Below are 16,978 nucleotides of genomic sequence, written 5' to 3'. Positions count from 1 at the left end.
CAACTTGGTGCGGGCCGGTCCTCCGGGGCGGCCGGAGGTCAGGGCTCCCCGGGGCGGGCGTTGCCGATCGCGTCCCGCCGGCCCCAACGACCCGGGATGTCGAGCAGTTCGATCCGGCCGAACCGCTGCGGAATCTCCGGGTGCACCACCAGATGCTCGCCGTACGGCTCCAGCCCGAGCAGGGTCCGCAGCAGCAGGAAGGTGGCGCCCGTCGCAGAGGCCTGCGGGCTGTTCGCCGCCGGGTACGGCACCGGATAGCGGGTCAGGTCCCGGTCGTAGCCGGCGAACGACTCCGGCATCCGTCCGGCGAAGTGCTGGGCCGCCTCCACCACCGCCTCGGCGATCACGCCCGCCTCCCGGCGGAAGCCGTACCGCCGCAGGCCCGAGGCGATCAGGGAGTTGTCGAACGGCCAGACGGTGCCGACGTGGTAGCCGAGCGGGTTGTAACGAAGCTGTCCCGTGGCCAGGGTCCGCACCCCCCAGCCGGAGAAGAGCCGCGGCCCGAGCAGGTGTTCGGCGACCATCGCGGCCCGCGACTCGTCCACGATGCCGCTCCACAGCAGGTGGCCCATGTTCGAGGCCAGCGCGTCGACCTGGTCGCCGTCGGGGCCGAGCGCCAGCGCGAAGTACCCGCCGTCGTGGATCCAGAAGTCCCGGTTGAACCGTTGCTTGAGCTCCTCCGCCTCCCGTTCCAGGCGGTCCGCGTACGCCGGATCGCCCCAGAGCTCGCGGGCCAGCCGGGCGGCGCGCCGCTTGGCGTCGTACACGTAGCCCTGCAACTCGCAGGTGGCGCGGGGCAGCCCGGGCAGCCGGCCGTCGCGGTAGCAGATCGCCTCGGGGGAGTCCTTCCAGCAGTGGTTGAGCGCACCGCTGCGCTCGTTGCGCCGGTGGTACCAGAGGTAGCCGTCGCCGCGCAGGTCGCCGTACTCGTCGATCCAGCGCAGCGCCGCGCGGGCCGCCTCCTCAAGGTCCCGGACCAGGTCGGTGTCGCCGGTCCAGCGCTCGTACTCGTCGAGGAGCACGACGAAGAGCGGGGTCACGTCCGCCCCACCGTAGTACGGCGACTGCGGTCGCTCCTCGAAGGCGGCCATCTCCCCGTACCGGATCTCGTTGAGCATCTTCCCGGGCTCCTCGTCCCGGAAGTCGTCCAGCACGGCGCCCTGGAAGATGGCGAGCAGGCGCAGCGTCGTGGCGGCCAGCTTGGGGACGAAGGGCAGCACCTGGTAGCTGGTGAGGATGCTGTCCCGGCCGGTGATAGTGGCCGACCAGGGCAGCCCGGCCGCCGGCATGGTTTCCCCGGGCAGTGTCAGCGGGGAATAGCGCAGACCCGCGAGATCCGCCAGCCCGCGCTGGTAGGTCGTGGTCAGCGGCTCCCAGTCGCAGCTCAGCTGGGGCGCGGCGGCGAGCCACCGGCGCAGGTCGTGGTGCAGGTGACCGCCGAGGTCGCCGGACCGCCGCCGGGACGCCTGGCCCTGCCCGTACGGCTGCCCCAGCCGGTCCCGGACGTCCTGCCCGTCCGGGCGCAGCACCCGGCACCTGACCTGGAGCGTGGTGCTCCACCTGCCCTGCCGGTCGACCCGGATCCGGAAGGTCAACCCCCGCTCGTCGAAGTGGGCCGGCTCGCTGCTGGAGACGTCCGTCACCCGGTGGAACTTCTCCCGCCGGTAGCCCAGTCGCAGGCAGTCCTCGGACACCTCCCGGTAGCCGCGCAGCGCCGACGCATGCGGCCAGACCACGTTGTAGATCGGGGCGAAGTCACTGTCGACGTCGATCCGCAGCACGTGATCGGCCGCCTCGCCGGTGTGGTTGAGCACGGTGAGGCGTTCGGTGAAACTGCTGTCCGAGATCCACCGGTCGCGGATGACGGAGGTCTTCGCGTCCACGTAGTGGGTCGGGTGGCCGGGTACCAGGAAGAACCGGATCTCGAAGTAGCTGGGCTCGTGCACGGCCAGCGGGTGCAGCTGTTCCTCGTTGAGGGTGAGCCGCCAGGTGGAGAGGAAACGGGTGTCGAGGGCGAAGAAGCCGTTCGGGTTGGTGGGCCGGAAGGCCATGTCCCCGTTGTCCTCGCTGAGCGCGAAGATGTTGCCGTCGAGGATGCGGACGAGCCGGCTCACCGCGGCGTCCCACCCTCCGGCGGGCCGGCGTGACCGGCCACCTCCCGGGGGTGGCGCGCACCGGGTGGCGGCGCGAACAGCCGTTCCAGCACGACCACGAAGCGGAACTCGCCGTCGGCGGTGAAGTCGTTGCGCAGCCACGCCGGCAGTGGCTTGACCTCGCCACGCGCCATCCGGAGGAAGAACGCCTCGTCGGTGTGGATGACGGTGTCGGCGTCCTCCGCGCCGCCCTGGGACACCACGACCCGTCCCCGATCGATGGTGACCAGCCAGTGGTCGAGGCCGTCGGGACCGGCCAGGTCGAAGCGGACGGTGCCGGAGACCTGGCCGAGCATCCGCCCACCGCTGCGGGCGAGGTCGTCGAAGAAGTCGCGTACCGCCTCCGACATCGCACACCCTTCTCCGGGCCGCACCCGGCCGACGGCGGCTGGCACCGGATGGCCCGCCCCGGCGCGGCGCGTGCACCGGTCGGGCTTCACCGCATATGCCACTTTAGCGTCTTTCGACCGCTTACGGGCCGATCTCCGGCGCTGTGCGGGGCGCCCGGATCGGTCCACGCCCGGGGAGATTGCCGTTGGTTTCCGGCGCGGGTGGACCTATGGTGGTTCGATGCACCCCACCGCCCTGCCGCACCACGTCGCCGTCGCCACGGCGGCGTCGGTGCCCGCTGCCCCGCGCTGCCAGCGCGCCGCGGCGGACCGGCCGGGGTGGGTTACCGCAGAGGCCGGTCACGGCGAGCCGAGCCCCGCCGGCCGGAGCCCTCCGGAACCCGTCCATCCATCAAGGACGGTCAAGGGCGAAGCTACCGCTTCGGCCCTTTTTCTTTTTCCGGAAGGGGATCCGAGATGAGCACCGACACACACGACCAGAAGTGGCTCAGCGAACTCCAGGCGACGCTGACCCACGAGTTCGAGGCGCACACGGCGCGGCTGACCCAGTTGACGGCGGACACCGGCGACCCGGCCGAGGCGCACACCAGCGCCGCGCTGATCGCCGCCACCCGGCAGAGCCTGGAGCAGATCTCCGGCGCGCTGCGACGCCTGACCGCGGGCAGCTACGGCAGCTGCGAGAAGTGCGACACGGCGATCCCCCGGGAGCGTCTGGAGATCCTGCCGCACGCCCGGTTCTGCGTACCCTGCCAGCAGAAGCAGAACGGCTGACCCGGTGCCGGCTGCCGCACCGGCGTTACCGGTGCGGCAGCGCGTCGTCACCGCCGAGGGACCCGCTCGCCGTGGCGGCGCCGGACGGCCCGGGCAGCACGGCGCCGCCGCCGGGCCGAGCGGTGCCGAGCGGCCCGGGGGTGGCGGTGTCGGGCAGGCCCGTGGTGGCGATGACGCCGGGCTCGCCGGCCAGGCGGGCGGTGACCGTGGCGGTCATGCCGTCCGGCCGGCGGGTGAGGGTGAGCGCGCCGGTCAGGTGGTGGGCCAGCCAGAGTCCCCGCCCACCCGGGGTGTTCGTCGCCGGCAGGTTCACCGTCAGGTCACCGTCGGCCCGGCCGTGATCGGTCACCTCGCAGACCAGCAGGTCGGCGCGGCGGAAGAGGTCGAGCCGGCCGTGGCCGCCACCGTGCAGCACCGCGTTGGTGACCAACTCGTGCACGGCCAGGACGAGATCCTCGGCCACCTCGCCGGTGAGGCCCGCGGCGGCGATCCGCGCGGCGAGCAGGTGCCGCAGCGGGGTCACCGTCTGCGCGGTGAACGGCTGGGACAGCAGTGAGGTCAGCTCGCCGTCACCGGGAGACGGGCCGCTCGGGCCACTTGCGTCCGGTCGGCCGAGGTTGCTCATGCTGGCAGGTTACGTCCTCCGGCGGCATCCGCGACCTTTGCCGAACGGCAAGGATCCGCGTGGCCGGGCCCGACCGCCGGGTGCCGCCGGCCGCGGCGGCGTATCGGCGGCGGGCCCGCATCGGGAAGGATCGACCCGACGACCACGACGACAAGGGGGACCCGCATGGCTGACTTCGTCGGTGCCGTGGACCAGGGCACGACCAGCACCCGGTTCATGATCTTCGACCACGGCGGTAACGAGGTCGGCCGCCACCAGCTCGAACACCAGCAGATCCTGCCGCGGGCCGGCTGGGTGGAGCACAACCCGGTGGAGATCTGGGAGCGGACCCAGACCGTCGTCCGCACGGCGCTGAACATGCACAGCCTGGCCGCCTCCGACCTGGTGGCCCTCGGCGTCACCAACCAGCGGGAGACGACCGTGGTGTGGAACCGGCGCACCGGCCGGCCGTACCACAACGCCATCGTCTGGCAGGACACCCGCACCGACCGCATCGCGTCGGCGCTGGAACGCGACGGGCGTGGTGAGGTCATCCGGCGCAAGGCCGGCCTGCCGCCGGCGACCTACTTCTCCGGCGGCAAGATCCAGTGGATCCTGGAGAACGTCGACGGGGTCCGGGAGGCGGCCGAGCGCGGTGAGGCCGTCTTCGGCAACACCGACACCTGGCTGCTCTGGCACCTCACCGGCGGCACCGACGGCGGGGCGCACGTCACCGACCCCACCAATGCCAGCCGAACCATGCTGATGAACCTGGAGACGCTGGACTGGGACGACGAGCTGCTGTCGTTCTTCGGCGTGCCCCGCGCCATGCTGCCGCGGATCGTCCCGTCGTCCGACCCGGACGCCTACGGCAGCACCCTGCCGAGCGGCCCCTTCGCCGGCCCGGTCCGGATCGCCGGCGACCTGGGTGACCAGCAGGCCGCCACCGTCGGCCAGGTCTGCTTCGCGCCGGGCGAGGCGAAGAACACCTACGGTACGGGCAACTTCATGCTGCTCAACACCGGCCCGGAGATCGTCCGGTCGAAGGCCGGGCTGCTCACCACGGTCTGCTACCAGTTCGCCGGCGCGGCGCCGGTCTACGCGCTGGAAGGGTCCATCGCCGTCACCGGCTCGGCGGTGCAGTGGCTCCGCGACCAGTTGAAGATCATCAGCAGCGCGGCGCAGAGCGAGGATCTCGCCCGCCAGGTCGCCGACAGCGGTGGCGTCTACTTCGTGCCCGCCTTCTCCGGCCTCTTCGCCCCCTACTGGCGCTCCGACGCCCGGGGCGCCATCGTCGGCCTCTCCCGCTACCACACCGACGCGCACATCGCCCGGGCCACCCTGGAGGCGATCTGCTACCAGAGCCGGGACGTGGCCGACGCCATGGCGCAGGATTCCGGCGTACCCCTGGAGAGCCTCAAGGTTGACGGCGGTGTCACCGTCAACGACCTCTGCATGCAGTTGCAGGCGGACATCCTCGGCGTGCCGGTCAGCCGGCCGGTGGTCGCCGAGACCACCGCCCTCGGCGCGGCCTACGCCGCGGGCCTGGCGGTCGGCTTCTGGCAGGACACCGACGAACTGCGGGCGAACTGGAACGAGAGCCGGCGCTGGCAGCCGTCCTGGTCGCCCGAGCAACGCGCGGCGGGCTACGACGGCTGGAAGAAGGCGGTGCAGCGCACGCTCGACTGGGTCGACGTCGGCTGAGACATGGGCTCTACGTGGATCTTGGTCGTCCGTGTGCGAGATCGACGGCGGCACGCGGCGGACTCTTAATCTGCGGGACTGCCTGGACTGGGTGAGACGTGTGGGAGTGGGGCTGACCTGGGAAATCTGTGCGGACTGTATGCGTCGAAGGTGCTGGTACAGGTGGGTTTTCCGGGGTGAACGCGCAAAGTCCGCTGGTCGGCGGAGCACATGGACCACGAAGACTGCCCTGCTGACCACGGGGACGGAGCAGGGCACGTGTTCTCGGCAGCGCCGTCGAGATCTTTGGCCCTCCGAGTGCCTGGTGAGACTGCGGATCGCTCGGGATGGCGGTAGCGGAGTGATCACACCGTGCTCGCTTTCGAAGTAGGCTCCACTGGTTCCGCGAGCAGCTTCCGGACTGGGGCGGAGCAGTCCGACGGATCCACAAAGGAACGATGGTGTGAGCACGGGAATCAGTCCTGGAAGGGGCGTATGGACGTCAAGCCGACCGAGGAACAGCTCGCGGCCCGGGATACGTTCCTCGCGGGCAGGGAGCTGGCCTTGGTGGCCGGGGCCGGCACCGGTAAGACCTCCACGCTGGTACTGATGGCCGGGGTCACCAGGAAGCGGGGTCTCTACGTGGCGTTCAACAAGGCGATCGCCGACGAGGCCAGGCAGCGCTTCGGGGCGAATGTCGACTGCCGTACCGCGCACTCGCTGGCACACCGCGCCGTCGGGCGGAACTACCAGGAACGTCTGAACCGGCCGGCCCGCATACCCTCGAAGGAGACCGCGCGGCTGCTGGGCATCCACCAAATTCTGTGGGTCAGCTCCCGTCCGATCACCTGCGGACACCAGGCACGCCTGGTGATGGGCATGATCCGTCGGTTCTGCTACAGCACCGACCGCCAGCTGATGGCCCGGCATCTGGAACGGCTCAACGGGCTGGACCCGGCGGCCCAGGACCACGTCGCCCGCGTGCTCCTGCCCTACGCGTGCCGGGCCTGGGACGACATCTGCTCACCGGATGGCAAACTGCGCTTCGAACATGATCATTATCTGAAGATGTGGGCGCTGACCGAGCCCACGCTCACGGCGGACTTCGTCCTGCTCGACGAGGCGCAGGACACCAACCCGGTCCTGGAGGAGGTCTTCCTCGCCCAGAACGCGCAGCGGGTGTGCGTCGGCGACCCGGCCCAGCAGATCTACGCCTGGCGCAACGCCCGGGACGTGATGACCGGCTTCCCGGCGGATCACCTATACCTGACGAAGTCGTTCCGTTTCGGCCCACGTATCGCCCGGACGGCCAACCGGTGGCTGCGGCACGCCGAGTCGGACCTGCAACTGACCGGGAACAGCGCCACCGACTCCCGCGTCGGCTCGGCGGCGGAGATCGATGCCGTGCTGTGTCGGGGCAACGCCGACGCGATGCAAGAGGTCCTCGGCTTCCTGGAGCGGGGCGTACCGGTCGCGCTCACGGGCGGCGGTGGCGCGCTGCGGCACATCGCGCAGGCCGCCTAGTACGGCAGCCGCCGTTCGTGAGGTGACCTCGGATCCCGCGGGAATGAGGACGGCCACCGCGTGATCGTCTGTGCGTTGTGGACACAACATCAGACCGTGCGGTGGCCGAGAGCCACAGCGTAGAGCCTGCCCGGTGGCGACGAGCCATCGACCTGGTGATCGACTCTTTCACCGGCCGGTTCTGCCGGGTCGAGCCCCGCCGGGCTGCAGCCGGGTTCGTCACCGGGCTGCTCGCCGACCTGCGGATCAAGACGTGCTGGCAGTTGGCGGAGCAGGCCGGACACGGCCGGCCGGACGCGATGCAAAGGTTGCTCTACCGGGCGAAGTGGGACGCGGACGCGGTGCGTGACGACGTGCGGAAGGTCGTCATCGACCGGCTCGGTGACCCTGATGGGGTCTTGGTGGTCGACGAGACCGGGGATCTGAAGAAGGGCGTGCACACCGTCGGCGTCCAGCGCCAGTACACCGGAACCGCTGGGCGGATCGAGAATGCCCAGGTCGGGGTGTTTCTGGCCTATGCGAGCAGGCACGGTCACACCCTGATCGACCGGCGGGTCTACCTGCCGAAGTCCTGGACCGACGACCGCCAGCGGTGTGAACGGGCGGGCGTCCCCGACGATGTCGTGTTCGCCACCCGATCCGAACTGGCCGACGACATGATCAGCGCCGCGGTGAAGGCCCTGGTCCCGGCCCGGTGGGTCGCCGCGGACGAGGCCTACGGCAACAACAGCCGACTGCGGAGTGCACTGCGCAAACTCCGCCTGGGATACGTCCTGGCGGTCTCCTGCGATCACCTCGTGCCGATCGACGGCGGGAAGACCCGCTGCCGCGCCGACCGACTGGCCGCGGACCTGCCCGCCACCGCATGGACCCGGCGCAGCGCCGGCGACGGATCGAAAGGGCCGCGGTTCTACGACTGGGCCTGGCTGACCGACGTCGGCGCCGACGGTGACCCCGACGACGACGGCCGGCACAGTCTGCTGGTCCGCCGCAACAACACCACCGGCGAGATGGCCTTCTACCGCTGCTGGACACCCGGCTCCGCTACCCTCGCCCAGCTCGTGCGGGTAGCCGGAATCCGGTGGATCGTGGAAGAAGGCTTTCAGGCCGGAAAAGGTCAGGCCGGTCTCGACCAGCACCAGGTCCGCCGCTGGACGTCCTGGCACCGGTTCACCACCCTGGCGATGGCCGCCCTCGCTGTCCTCGCGATCTGCGCCGCCGACGCCCGAACAACGGACCGTCCCGCCCCACCCAACATGATCGAGTTGACCACCAACGAGATCCGCCGCCTGATCAACGTCCTGCTGATCCGGCCGACCCACAGCATCGCCCACCGTTTGCACTGGTCAAACTGGCGACGCCGACACCAAGCACGAGCCAGACGAGCTCACCACGCCCGCCGCCTCAACCTTGAGACTCAACCATGATCACAAATGGGACTGTACAAATAACGGCTGATTGACCGATCAAGGGAGAGACGCCAGATGACGACCGAGGCCACCGTGGGACAGCCGGCCGTGGGGCCGGTGGGTGCGGTCACGGATGAGCAGTTGATCGCGATGCTGGTCGATCGGGCTCGTGGGGACGGGCTGAAGCTGACCGGCGAGGGCGGGCTGCTGCAGCAGTTGACGAAGCGGGTCCTCGAATCGGCGTTGGACGGGGAGATCACCGACCACGTCGGCTACGACAGGCATGACTCGGCGGGTCGGGGTAGCGGGAACACCCGTAACGGCAGCCGGACCAAGACGGTGCTCACCGACGTCGGGCCGGTCGAGGTGCGGGTCCCACGCGACGCGGCGGGGACGTTCGAGCCGCAGATCGTGCGTAAGCGGCAGCGGCGCCTGACCGGTGTCGACGACATGGTGCTGTCGCTGTCTGCTAAGGGCCTGACCCACGGGGAGATCGCCGCGCACCTGGCCGAGGTCTACGGCGCTGAGGTGTCCAAGCAGACCATCTCCACGATCACGGACAAGGTCATGGACGGCATGGCGGAGTGGCAGAACCGGCCCCTGGACCGGGTGTATCCGGTCGTGTTCATCGATGCCATCAACGTCAAGATCAGGGACGGGCAGGTCGCGAACCGGCCGATCTACCTGGCCATGGCGGTCACCGTCGACGGCCACCGTGACATCCTCGGTATCTGGGCCGGTGACGGCGGCGAGGGCGCCAAGCACTGGCTGCACGTGCTCACCGAGTTGAAGAACCGCGGCGTGGCCGACGTGCTCATGCTGGTCTGTGACGGGCTCAAGGGACTGCCGGAGGCGGTGGAGACGGTCTGGCCGCGCACAATCGTGCAGACGTGTGTGGTGCATCTGCTGCGCAACTCGTTCCGCTACGCCGCCCGGCAGGACTGGGACAAGATCGCCAAAGCGCTGCGGCCGGTCTACACCGCACCGACCGAGGACGCCGCCACCGAGCGGTTCCTCGAGTTCGCCGAGGCGTGGGGCCGTAAGTATCCGGCGATCGTGAAGCTGTGGGAGAACGCCTGGGCGGAGTTCGTACCGTTCCTCGCCTTCGACGTCGAGATCCGCAAGGTCATCTGCTCCACGAACGCGATCGAGTCGGTCAACGCCCGTATCCGCAAGGCCGTGCGAGCTCGTGGCCACTTCCCGAACGAGCAAGCCGCACTCAAGTGCGTCTACATGGCCTTGATGAGCCTCGACCCGACCGGCGCGGGCCGCCGGCGCTGGACCATGCGCTGGAAGGCACCTCTGAACGCCTTCCAGATCGCCTTCGAAGGCCGGCTCACCCCGGCCAACCACTGACCACCTCAACAACCAAGATCAGCCGTTAACTTGACACTCCCAACTATACCGAAATGTGACAAAGCACTACTAGGTGACTGGTGTTAAACGGCGGTTGTCTCAGTAGGCTGTCGGGGTTGTCTCCCTCGATCGGCGAACATCGCGTCGTCGGCACCATCGCGCAGCAGCGGGATGAAGCGGTCCGGCTCTGAGAGCAACCCACCAGTTCTCCGTCCGCCCGTGCCGTGCCCGTGTACTGACGTTGGTGCGCCGCGAGGCGCGAGAGAATGTACAACTCTCAAATGAGATGATCGTGGTTTGCCCCACGAACCGTTTCGTTGAGAACTTGTCCGGCATGGCGTGACCGCTATTGTTCCGTTCTTGCGCAGTCTGGCCCTTGGTCGATCAACTCCGCTCGATCCAGCGGGCGCAGGCCAAGGTCATCTGTCGCGAGTTCTGTTGTCGACTTCAGGCATCGCGCGGCCGGGCGGTATGTCGGCTGATCGAGTCGGGGCTGTGGTGTTGGTGGCTGCCATGCCGGCGGTGATGGGTGAGGGCTTGAAGCCTTTGGCTATGAGGTAGGCGCCGAGGGAGAACTCCCACAGCGCGATCGGGATGGTCAGGAGCGCTGATGCCGGGGAGACCTGGTCCCAGAGGCCGAACATCGTGGCGGCGGCGGATGTGACGAGCAGGGGCGCTCCGATGAGCCCGAGCAGGGGAAGGATCTGCGGCACGAGGCGGGACTGGTACAGCAGGGTGCCCAGCAGGAGCGCGTTCACGGCTGGGAGGAAGCCTTGTCCGAGGAGGAATGTCCAGTCCCGTAGGGCGATCAGTGCCTGGCCGGTGACCAGCGCTTCTGGTCCGGCTCCGGCCTGCCGCAGGGTCACCACCGACATCAAGGTCACGATGCCGGCGATGATGGTGGCGGCTTCCAGGACCCGTATGCCGACGAAGCCCAACGCGAGGCCTTCGTTGTGCCGTTTGAGCACCGGATGGAGCACGATGGCGGTGCCGATGCAGGCGAGGGCCACGATCATCTCCAGGACGCCGCCCCAGATCACGCCGGTGTCGGGCCCCGGGCCGGCGATGTAGTTCGGTTCGCGGACCGGGCCGTAGAGGGTGAGGGTGGGGATCGAGGCGAAGGTGAGCAGGTAGAGCGTGCCCGCGATGAGCGCGGTCTTCCGTAGTGGGGTCATCGGAACTCCGTTCGGTCGTGCCGGGCTCATGCCGACCCGTCGCGGGTTGCGTCGGCGTGGGCGAGCGCGGGAGGTGTGTGGCGGCCGACGATTGGCGGTGCATGGTGGACGAGGTTGTCGTCGGTGAGGGGTTTGGCCATGAACCGGGCGAAATCGACGCGCCGGGTGATGTTGCTCTGGCGGGTATCGGCAGAGAGCGCTGCTGGTACCCGCCGGCGGGTTCATCCGCGGGCGGGGGTGGGTTCGGCTGCCGCGGGTGCCCGTATTCCCCTGAACAGGAGCCATCCTCCCGCGATTACCTCGAAGAAGAAGGCCGGTAGGTAGTGAATCATTACGCCCCCGGCAGTTTCCTCGGCGCCGGAAATGATGATGGTGGCAAGGTTGCCTGCCGCCATCACGATGTATGCCAGGATCCCCCAGGCAGCGAGTGGTCGGGGAACATATTTCGAGGTGAACAACAGATAGGCGAAAACGCCATTTCCGAGGGCAAGGAATATGAGCCCGAGGTTGAAGCCCGCGGTGTGAACACCGACGTAGGTGTTCGCCAATTCCTGGAGTTGGTCTGCGCTGAGCGCCCGCAGGGTATCGGGACCACTCAGGACCGACGACGCCGTCAGAAAACTGAGCCCGTTCATGGCCATGATGGCCGACTGCGCCGTCCTCCATAGCAGGGCGAGCATGGCCAGGCCCGGACTCACCTTCTTGAGCAGCACGTAGAAGGCTACGGCCATCACGATGTCGGCGGCGAAGATGAGCACGTCGGTAGCGATGCCGATGCGGAACAGCTGTTCTGACGCCACGATGTTGCGCGCGGTCGCGGCGGCATCGCCGTCCACGATGATCTGGGAGGGTATATATGCCTGGGAAAAGAATCCGGCCGCCATCAGGAGCAGCAGAAGGAATCCCGCGACTCGTGCCGCTGTCCGCTGGGATTTGTCGATCGCCATGACACGATCCTGCGGCGGGGGCAGTGGCAGCACATCGGAGCATAGGCCCGAGCTGCGGCGGCCCATAGTACGGGGACGAGGCCGTACTTTAGTTGGTGAGCCTTCGTGCGGGCCCCGCCACGAGTGGAAGACCAACCCCGACCGTGTATTGTCGCCGGCTGCGATCGTGCCGTCCTCGAAGTCGATGTCGGACCAGCGCAGCCCGCACGCCTCGGCCGGTCGCAGGCCCATCATCGACAGCAGACAGACGGCGCACAGGCGCTCGGCCGCGATGCCGTGTCCGCAGTGTCTATTCGGTCGTCGACGTCTGGCCTGAGTTGTAGCGTTTTGGTGATCTTGTGATCGTGGGTGCCGCTGACGTGGGCGTTTGCTCGCGGATCGGCGCTGATGTGGTCACTAACGTGGCTTGGCTGCGTGGGTAGTCTCGCGGGGTGGGCGCTTTCGTGCGGCGGGTGAAGACCGCCTCGGGAGCGACCGCGGTCCAGATCGTGCACAAGCGAGGCCGACGCGTGTTGAGTATCGAGCACATCGGCTCGGCCCACACCGACGACGAGTTGGCGCTGCTGCTGCAGGTCGCTGAGGAACGCCTTCATGGCGGGCAGTTGACCCTGGACCTGGACGGTGCGGGCGCGGTCGCGGTCGGGGCATCTGCGGTGGTTGAGGGCACGTCTTCGCTGATCTTGTGGGAGGTTCTGAACAGCCTCTACGACGACCTCGGCCTGGATCGTCTCGGTGATGACGCGTTCCGGGCGCTGGTGCTGGGCCGGGTGATCGAGCCGACCAGCAAGGCGGACACCGTGCGGGTGTTGACCGAGATCGGGGTCGCCTCGCCGCATCGGGTGACGTTCATGCGCTGTCTCAAGCGCGTGGTCGAGCGTGACTACCGGGCCGTGATCGCGCAGGCCTGTCACCGGCACGCCACGCGGGGTGGGAGCTTGGCGATAGTGCTCTACGACGTGACCACGCTGCACTTCGAGGTCGAACGCGAAGACGGGCTGCGCAAGGTTGGGCTGAGCAAGGAACGCCGCGTCGACCCACAGGTCACCGTCGGGCTGCTCACCACCGGCGACGGGTTCCCGCTGGAGGTGGACCTGTTCGCCGGCAACAAGGCCGAGACCAAGACGCTGATCCCGGTCCTGACCCGGTTCCGCGACCGCCACCAGGCCCGCGACCTCGTCGTCGTGGCCGACGCCGGGATGCTGTCCGCGGCGAACCTGCTGGCGTTGGAAGACAACGGATTCCGGTTCATCGTCGGCTCCAAGACCGGCAAGATCCCCTACGAGCTACAGGCCCACGTCGACAGGCACGGCAACCACCTGCCCGACGGCGCGACGATCGAGACCACCAGGCGCATGGGCACCGGGACCAAGGCCCGTGACCGACGGGTGGTCTACCAGTACACGTTCAAAAGAGCCCAGCACGACAACCGCGCGATCAACGCGATGGTCGAACGCGCCGAGAAGGTCGCCACCGGCGAACGGCCGCTGAAGAAGGACCGCTTCGTCACCTTCACCGACAGCACCACCAGCGTGAACTGGGACCTCGTCGAACGTGCACGCGCCCTGATCGGGATCAAGGGCTACGTCACCAACATCGACGCCGCCGGGATGGACGGCCCCGCCGTCGTCGCTGCCTACCACGACCTCTACCAGGTCGAGCGTTCCTTCCGGATGACCAAGTCCGACCTGGCCGCACGACCGGTCTTCCACCGCCTCGAAGACAGCATCCAAGCCCACCTGACCATCGTATTCGCTGCCCTGGCCATCTCCCGCGAAGCGCAAGCCCGTTCCGGGTTGAGCATCAACAAGATCCTCAAGACCCTGCGGCCCCTCCGCTCAGCCACCATCACCATCGGCACCCAGCAAGTGACCGCCCACCCGCGCATCCCCACCGAGACCCGAACCCTCCTGACCGACCTCGGCTGGAGTGGTCACTAAACCGCTACAACTCAGGTCTGGCCAGTCGACGACCGGGAACAGCGGACCACACACCCAAGTCAAACACGGAAATCTACGCAGTCCCATGCGTGAATCAGACGCCTTCTGAACGGATGCTGATCGGCGCCGCTGTCAGGTAGGCGACCGAGATCTTGGTATATGCGGATGCTGCTCTATCCTTCCTGGATCAGTCGCCGGATGAAGCGGTGCCGCGCACCTGAATCCTGCGGCCGTGCCGACTGCCCGAGCTGACCGGTCGTCGACTGGCGTGGACACCAAGCCTGATCCGTTCTGTCGCGTCAGACCGGAGGTTGAAGCTGATGGAAGGGTTTCGGTCATCCGGCGTGCTTGATGGACTACCTGCACTGCGCTGTGGGCAGAGCTGGCGGCGGGATTGCCCGGCCAGTGGCACGGCACCACAGCGCGGCGTGAACTCAATCCGGCCGAGGAATGATGGGAACACGTCGAATCTATGACGGAGCTCGATCGAATCTTCGAACCGCAGTACAAGGCTGTCGACCTCTTCACCAACCGGGCCCCTGAGCACAATGCCTTCGCGGAGGCGGTGCTGGTCCACCTTGAGCGCGTTGTCGGCGGCGCTGGCACGCTCAGCGATCCGGCTCGACTAAACGTCCTGAGCTTCTACGGCATCGGGGGGATCGGTAAGACCGCCTTGTCGAGGCGGCTGGAGCGGTGGCTGCTCGGCGAGTTGCCGGAAACTACGGACTGGGGCCAGTCACCCATGTTCGACCAGTCCATCTGCACTGCTCGGATCGACTTTCATGGCAGCAAGGTGGTCAACGCGATCGATGTCCTGCTCTGCCTGCGAGCGGCGTTGGCGGGCGAGGGGCGGAGGTTCCCCGCATTCGACCTCGGGCTGACCGCTTGGTGGGCGTTGGCGTGCCCCGGCACGCCGCTGCCCACGGTGACAAACGCCAACGGATTCGATGTCCGTACGCAGATTATCGACACGCTCGGTGACGTCATCGGTGACCTCGGCGTCGGCCTCGGCATCGGGCCGCTGAGTGTCCGCACCGGGGTCCGCATCGTCGACGCGATCCGTCGGCGACAGTTGCGCGACCGGTTGTTGCGCGAATGTCATCCGCTGGTGGCGATCATCGACGAGGCTCGTCGGAACCCTTCGCAGGACGTCGCGTCGAGTCTGGCCGGTCTGCTCTCCTGGGATCTTGAGCGACTGGTCCGTGGCGAGCGACCGGTGGCGGTGGCGTTCGCGGATGCCACCGAGTACATCCAGGGCGGGGACCGGGTCCAGGAACGACTGTTCAACAGGATCGTGCACCTGACCCCCAGCGTCCTGTGGGTGGTGACCTCGCAGCGTAGCCTCGACTGGGCATCTCCGGCAGTACATGGTGTCCTACCCCAGACGGGCTCAGGAACCTGGCCGGGACTCTGCATTCCCGCGCGGGCCGAACCCGGTCAGCACCTGGTCGGAGACCTGTCCGAGGCGGATGTCGTGACCTATCTCAGCCGGGCCTCGGGCAACGGCGGTAACCCAACTCTCAGCGACGCGGTGATGACCCGGATCCGAGATGGCTCCCACGGCCTACCGCTGTATCTGGACCTGTCGTTGTCGATCGCCCGAGCTGCCGGCGCGCAGACTCTGGACCCGGAGTCGTTCGGGGGATCGCTGCCGGCGTTGGTGACGCGGGTCTTCGCCGACCTACCAGAGGAGGAAAGGGAGATCGCTCGTACCGCGAGCCTGCTCATCCGCTTTGACGCCGCTCTGGTGGCGACGGCCGCAGGACGTTTCGAGGGAGACGCGCGTCGATTCTGCGGCCGTTCGCTGGTCCGTGACGACGGACACCCGAGGTTCCCCTACCGGCTGCATGATGCGGTCCGCTCGGCGCTTGCCAACGAGGCACCCACCGGCCAGGGTGCCTGGACTCCCGCGGACCGTCTTGCCCGCGCGCACACGCTACTCGACACGCTGCGGCAGCGGCACCAGGATGTGTTGACCGATGTCGACTACCGGCTTGATCTGCTGCAACTGGCGGCCGGTCTGTCGGCCGAGCATGACATCGAGGTGCCGTGGTTGCGCAAGGCGCTGATCGAACTTCCCGGGATGAGCCGGACCGCCGAGCGACTTCCACCACCGGACGTACGCACCTGGATGGGGCAGTTGTCCCGGTTCTTCGAGGGGTGGCGTGGCCGCACAACTTCGCAGCGCACGGTCTACCTTGAGGAGCTCACCGCCACCCCGTTGCCGAAGGATGTCGCCCGAGCCGCTCACCTCTTTCTCGCGTACGCGCATCGGACGGCCGGTGACGCCGACAGAGCGCTGCTCATCCTCCAGACGCTCCTCGCGGCGGAGCCCGAGTCCTCGCTTTTGCGCTACCAGGTCGGGCGGACCCTGCACACGCTTGGTCGGTACGACGAACTGGACGACCTCCTACGGCACTCGCCACCGGTTGACGACACCGAAGCGGATCGGCTGCGAAGCGACCTCGCCTTCGAGCGGGGGCAGCTCATCGAGGCCATCGCCGGTCCGGCGGCCCGGGCCGAGCATCTGCACGCGCTGGGACGGCACCGGACCGCAATGGAGAACGAGGCGGCAGCTTTGTGGCGGGCCTCCCTCGCCGGTCGGATCACCGTCGCGGAATGTGACTCGATGATCGGCCGGGCCGACCGGCATGGCATGTGGTTGGTACTGCGAACGTCCCTTGCCGCCAAAGCGGTGTGCCTGGCAGGCGACGGCCCAGCGGTGACCGCGATACTCGCCGAAGCTGCGTCCATTGTGCAATCCGTCTCCGGCTTCATGGGTTGGCGGGAATGGTCGGCGGGGCTTCTACACGCGCTGCGCCTCGATGACCGGCAACGGATCGTCGACATACGCGAGCAGTGGGAGGCCAAGACTCCCCGATGTACGCCGAACTACCGCTTCGTCGACCGGCTGTTCGGGCGTGTCGGCTATCCGCCCACCTACCCGCCTCTCCCGGAGAGTGCCGAGACGGCCGATGTGGACCAGCGATGGCACACCATCATCACCGCGATCATCGAGCGACCGTAATGGCGCTTCGGACGTGAACCACGCGATCCGGCAAGCCTTGA

12 protein-coding genes are annotated in these 16,978 nt (G+C 68.1%); 7 read left to right on the top strand and 5 right to left on the bottom strand.

Features of this window, described 5'->3' with window-relative positions; translation table 11 throughout:
• Window positions 1–38 precede the first annotated feature (38 nt).
• Both ACQPYA_RS19750 and ACQPYA_RS19745 read right to left on the bottom strand, forming a co-directional pair.
• Window positions 39–2,114, bottom strand: a complete 2,076-nt coding sequence (locus ACQPYA_RS19750; RefSeq protein ID WP_433528580.1) for an amylo-alpha-1,6-glucosidase — start codon at window positions 2,112–2,114, stop codon at window positions 39–41.
• Window positions 2,111–2,503: an SCP2 sterol-binding domain-containing protein gene (locus ACQPYA_RS19745; RefSeq protein WP_433528579.1), complete on the bottom strand. Its 393-nt coding sequence runs from the start codon at window positions 2,501–2,503 to the stop codon at window positions 2,111–2,113. Before ACQPYA_RS19745 ends, ACQPYA_RS19750 begins: the two co-directional genes overlap by 4 nt.
• A 456-nt stretch (window positions 2,504–2,959) precedes the next feature.
• Here ACQPYA_RS19745 and ACQPYA_RS19740 point away from each other — a divergent pair, with 456 nt between their 5' ends.
• Window positions 2,960–3,274: a TraR/DksA family transcriptional regulator gene (locus tag ACQPYA_RS19740; RefSeq protein WP_433528578.1), complete on the top strand. Its 315-nt coding sequence runs from the start codon at window positions 2,960–2,962 to the stop codon at window positions 3,272–3,274.
• Between the two features lie 25 nt (window positions 3,275–3,299).
• On the opposite strand, the gene ACQPYA_RS19735 is transcribed toward ACQPYA_RS19740, so the two are convergent.
• Window positions 3,300–3,899: an ATP-binding protein gene (locus ACQPYA_RS19735; protein WP_433528577.1), complete on the bottom strand. Its 600-nt coding sequence runs from the start codon at window positions 3,897–3,899 to the stop codon at window positions 3,300–3,302.
• A 165-nt stretch (window positions 3,900–4,064) separates the two neighbouring features.
• Here ACQPYA_RS19735 and glpK point away from each other — a divergent pair, with 165 nt between their 5' ends.
• The 4 genes from glpK (at window position 4,065) to ACQPYA_RS19715 (ending at window position 9,850) form a co-directional block, all read left to right on the top strand.
• Window positions 4,065–5,582, top strand: a complete 1,518-nt coding sequence (gene glpK / locus ACQPYA_RS19730) for a glycerol kinase GlpK (RefSeq protein ID WP_433528576.1) — start codon at window positions 4,065–4,067, stop codon at window positions 5,580–5,582.
• A gap of 474 nt (window positions 5,583–6,056) precedes the next feature.
• Window positions 6,057–7,085, top strand: a complete 1,029-nt coding sequence (locus ACQPYA_RS19725; RefSeq protein WP_433528575.1) for a UvrD-helicase domain-containing protein — start codon at window positions 6,057–6,059, stop codon at window positions 7,083–7,085.
• Window positions 7,086–7,186: 101 nt separating this feature from the next.
• Entirely contained in the window at window positions 7,187–8,512 is a 1,326-nt protein-coding gene (locus tag ACQPYA_RS19720) for an IS701 family transposase (RefSeq protein WP_433528574.1), read from the top strand.
• 132 nt (window positions 8,513–8,644) lie between these two features.
• Window positions 8,645–9,850: an IS256 family transposase gene (locus ACQPYA_RS19715; RefSeq protein WP_433533476.1), complete on the top strand. Its 1,206-nt coding sequence runs from the start codon at window positions 8,645–8,647 to the stop codon at window positions 9,848–9,850.
• Window positions 9,851–10,269: 419 nt separating this feature from the next.
• Here ACQPYA_RS19715 and ACQPYA_RS19710 read toward each other — a convergent pair whose 3' ends face one another.
• Window positions 10,270–11,025 carry a DUF4386 domain-containing protein gene (locus ACQPYA_RS19710; protein WP_433528573.1) on the bottom strand — a complete coding sequence of 252 codons (756 nt, stop codon included), beginning with the start codon at window positions 11,023–11,025 and terminating at the stop codon, window positions 10,270–10,272.
• Between the two features lie 221 nt (window positions 11,026–11,246).
• Window positions 11,247–11,972, bottom strand: a complete 726-nt coding sequence (locus ACQPYA_RS19705) for a DUF4386 domain-containing protein (protein WP_433528572.1) — start codon at window positions 11,970–11,972, stop codon at window positions 11,247–11,249.
• 431 nt (window positions 11,973–12,403) lie between these two features.
• Here ACQPYA_RS19705 and ACQPYA_RS19700 point away from each other — a divergent pair, with 431 nt between their 5' ends.
• Window positions 12,404–13,909, top strand: coding sequence for an IS1634 family transposase (locus ACQPYA_RS19700; protein WP_433528571.1), 1,506 nt, complete (start codon window positions 12,404–12,406; stop codon window positions 13,907–13,909).
• Between the two features lie 472 nt (window positions 13,910–14,381).
• Window positions 14,382–16,937: a tetratricopeptide repeat protein gene (locus ACQPYA_RS19695; protein WP_433528570.1), complete on the top strand. Its 2,556-nt coding sequence runs from the start codon at window positions 14,382–14,384 to the stop codon at window positions 16,935–16,937.
• Window positions 16,938–16,978 lie beyond the last annotated feature (41 nt).

The organism is Micromonospora sp. CA-263727 (assembly GCF_050942455.1).
In the GTDB taxonomy this organism is placed as follows: Bacteria; Actinomycetota; Actinomycetes; order Mycobacteriales; family Micromonosporaceae; genus Micromonospora.
This window is presented reverse-complemented; position numbering and strand designations above follow the sequence as displayed.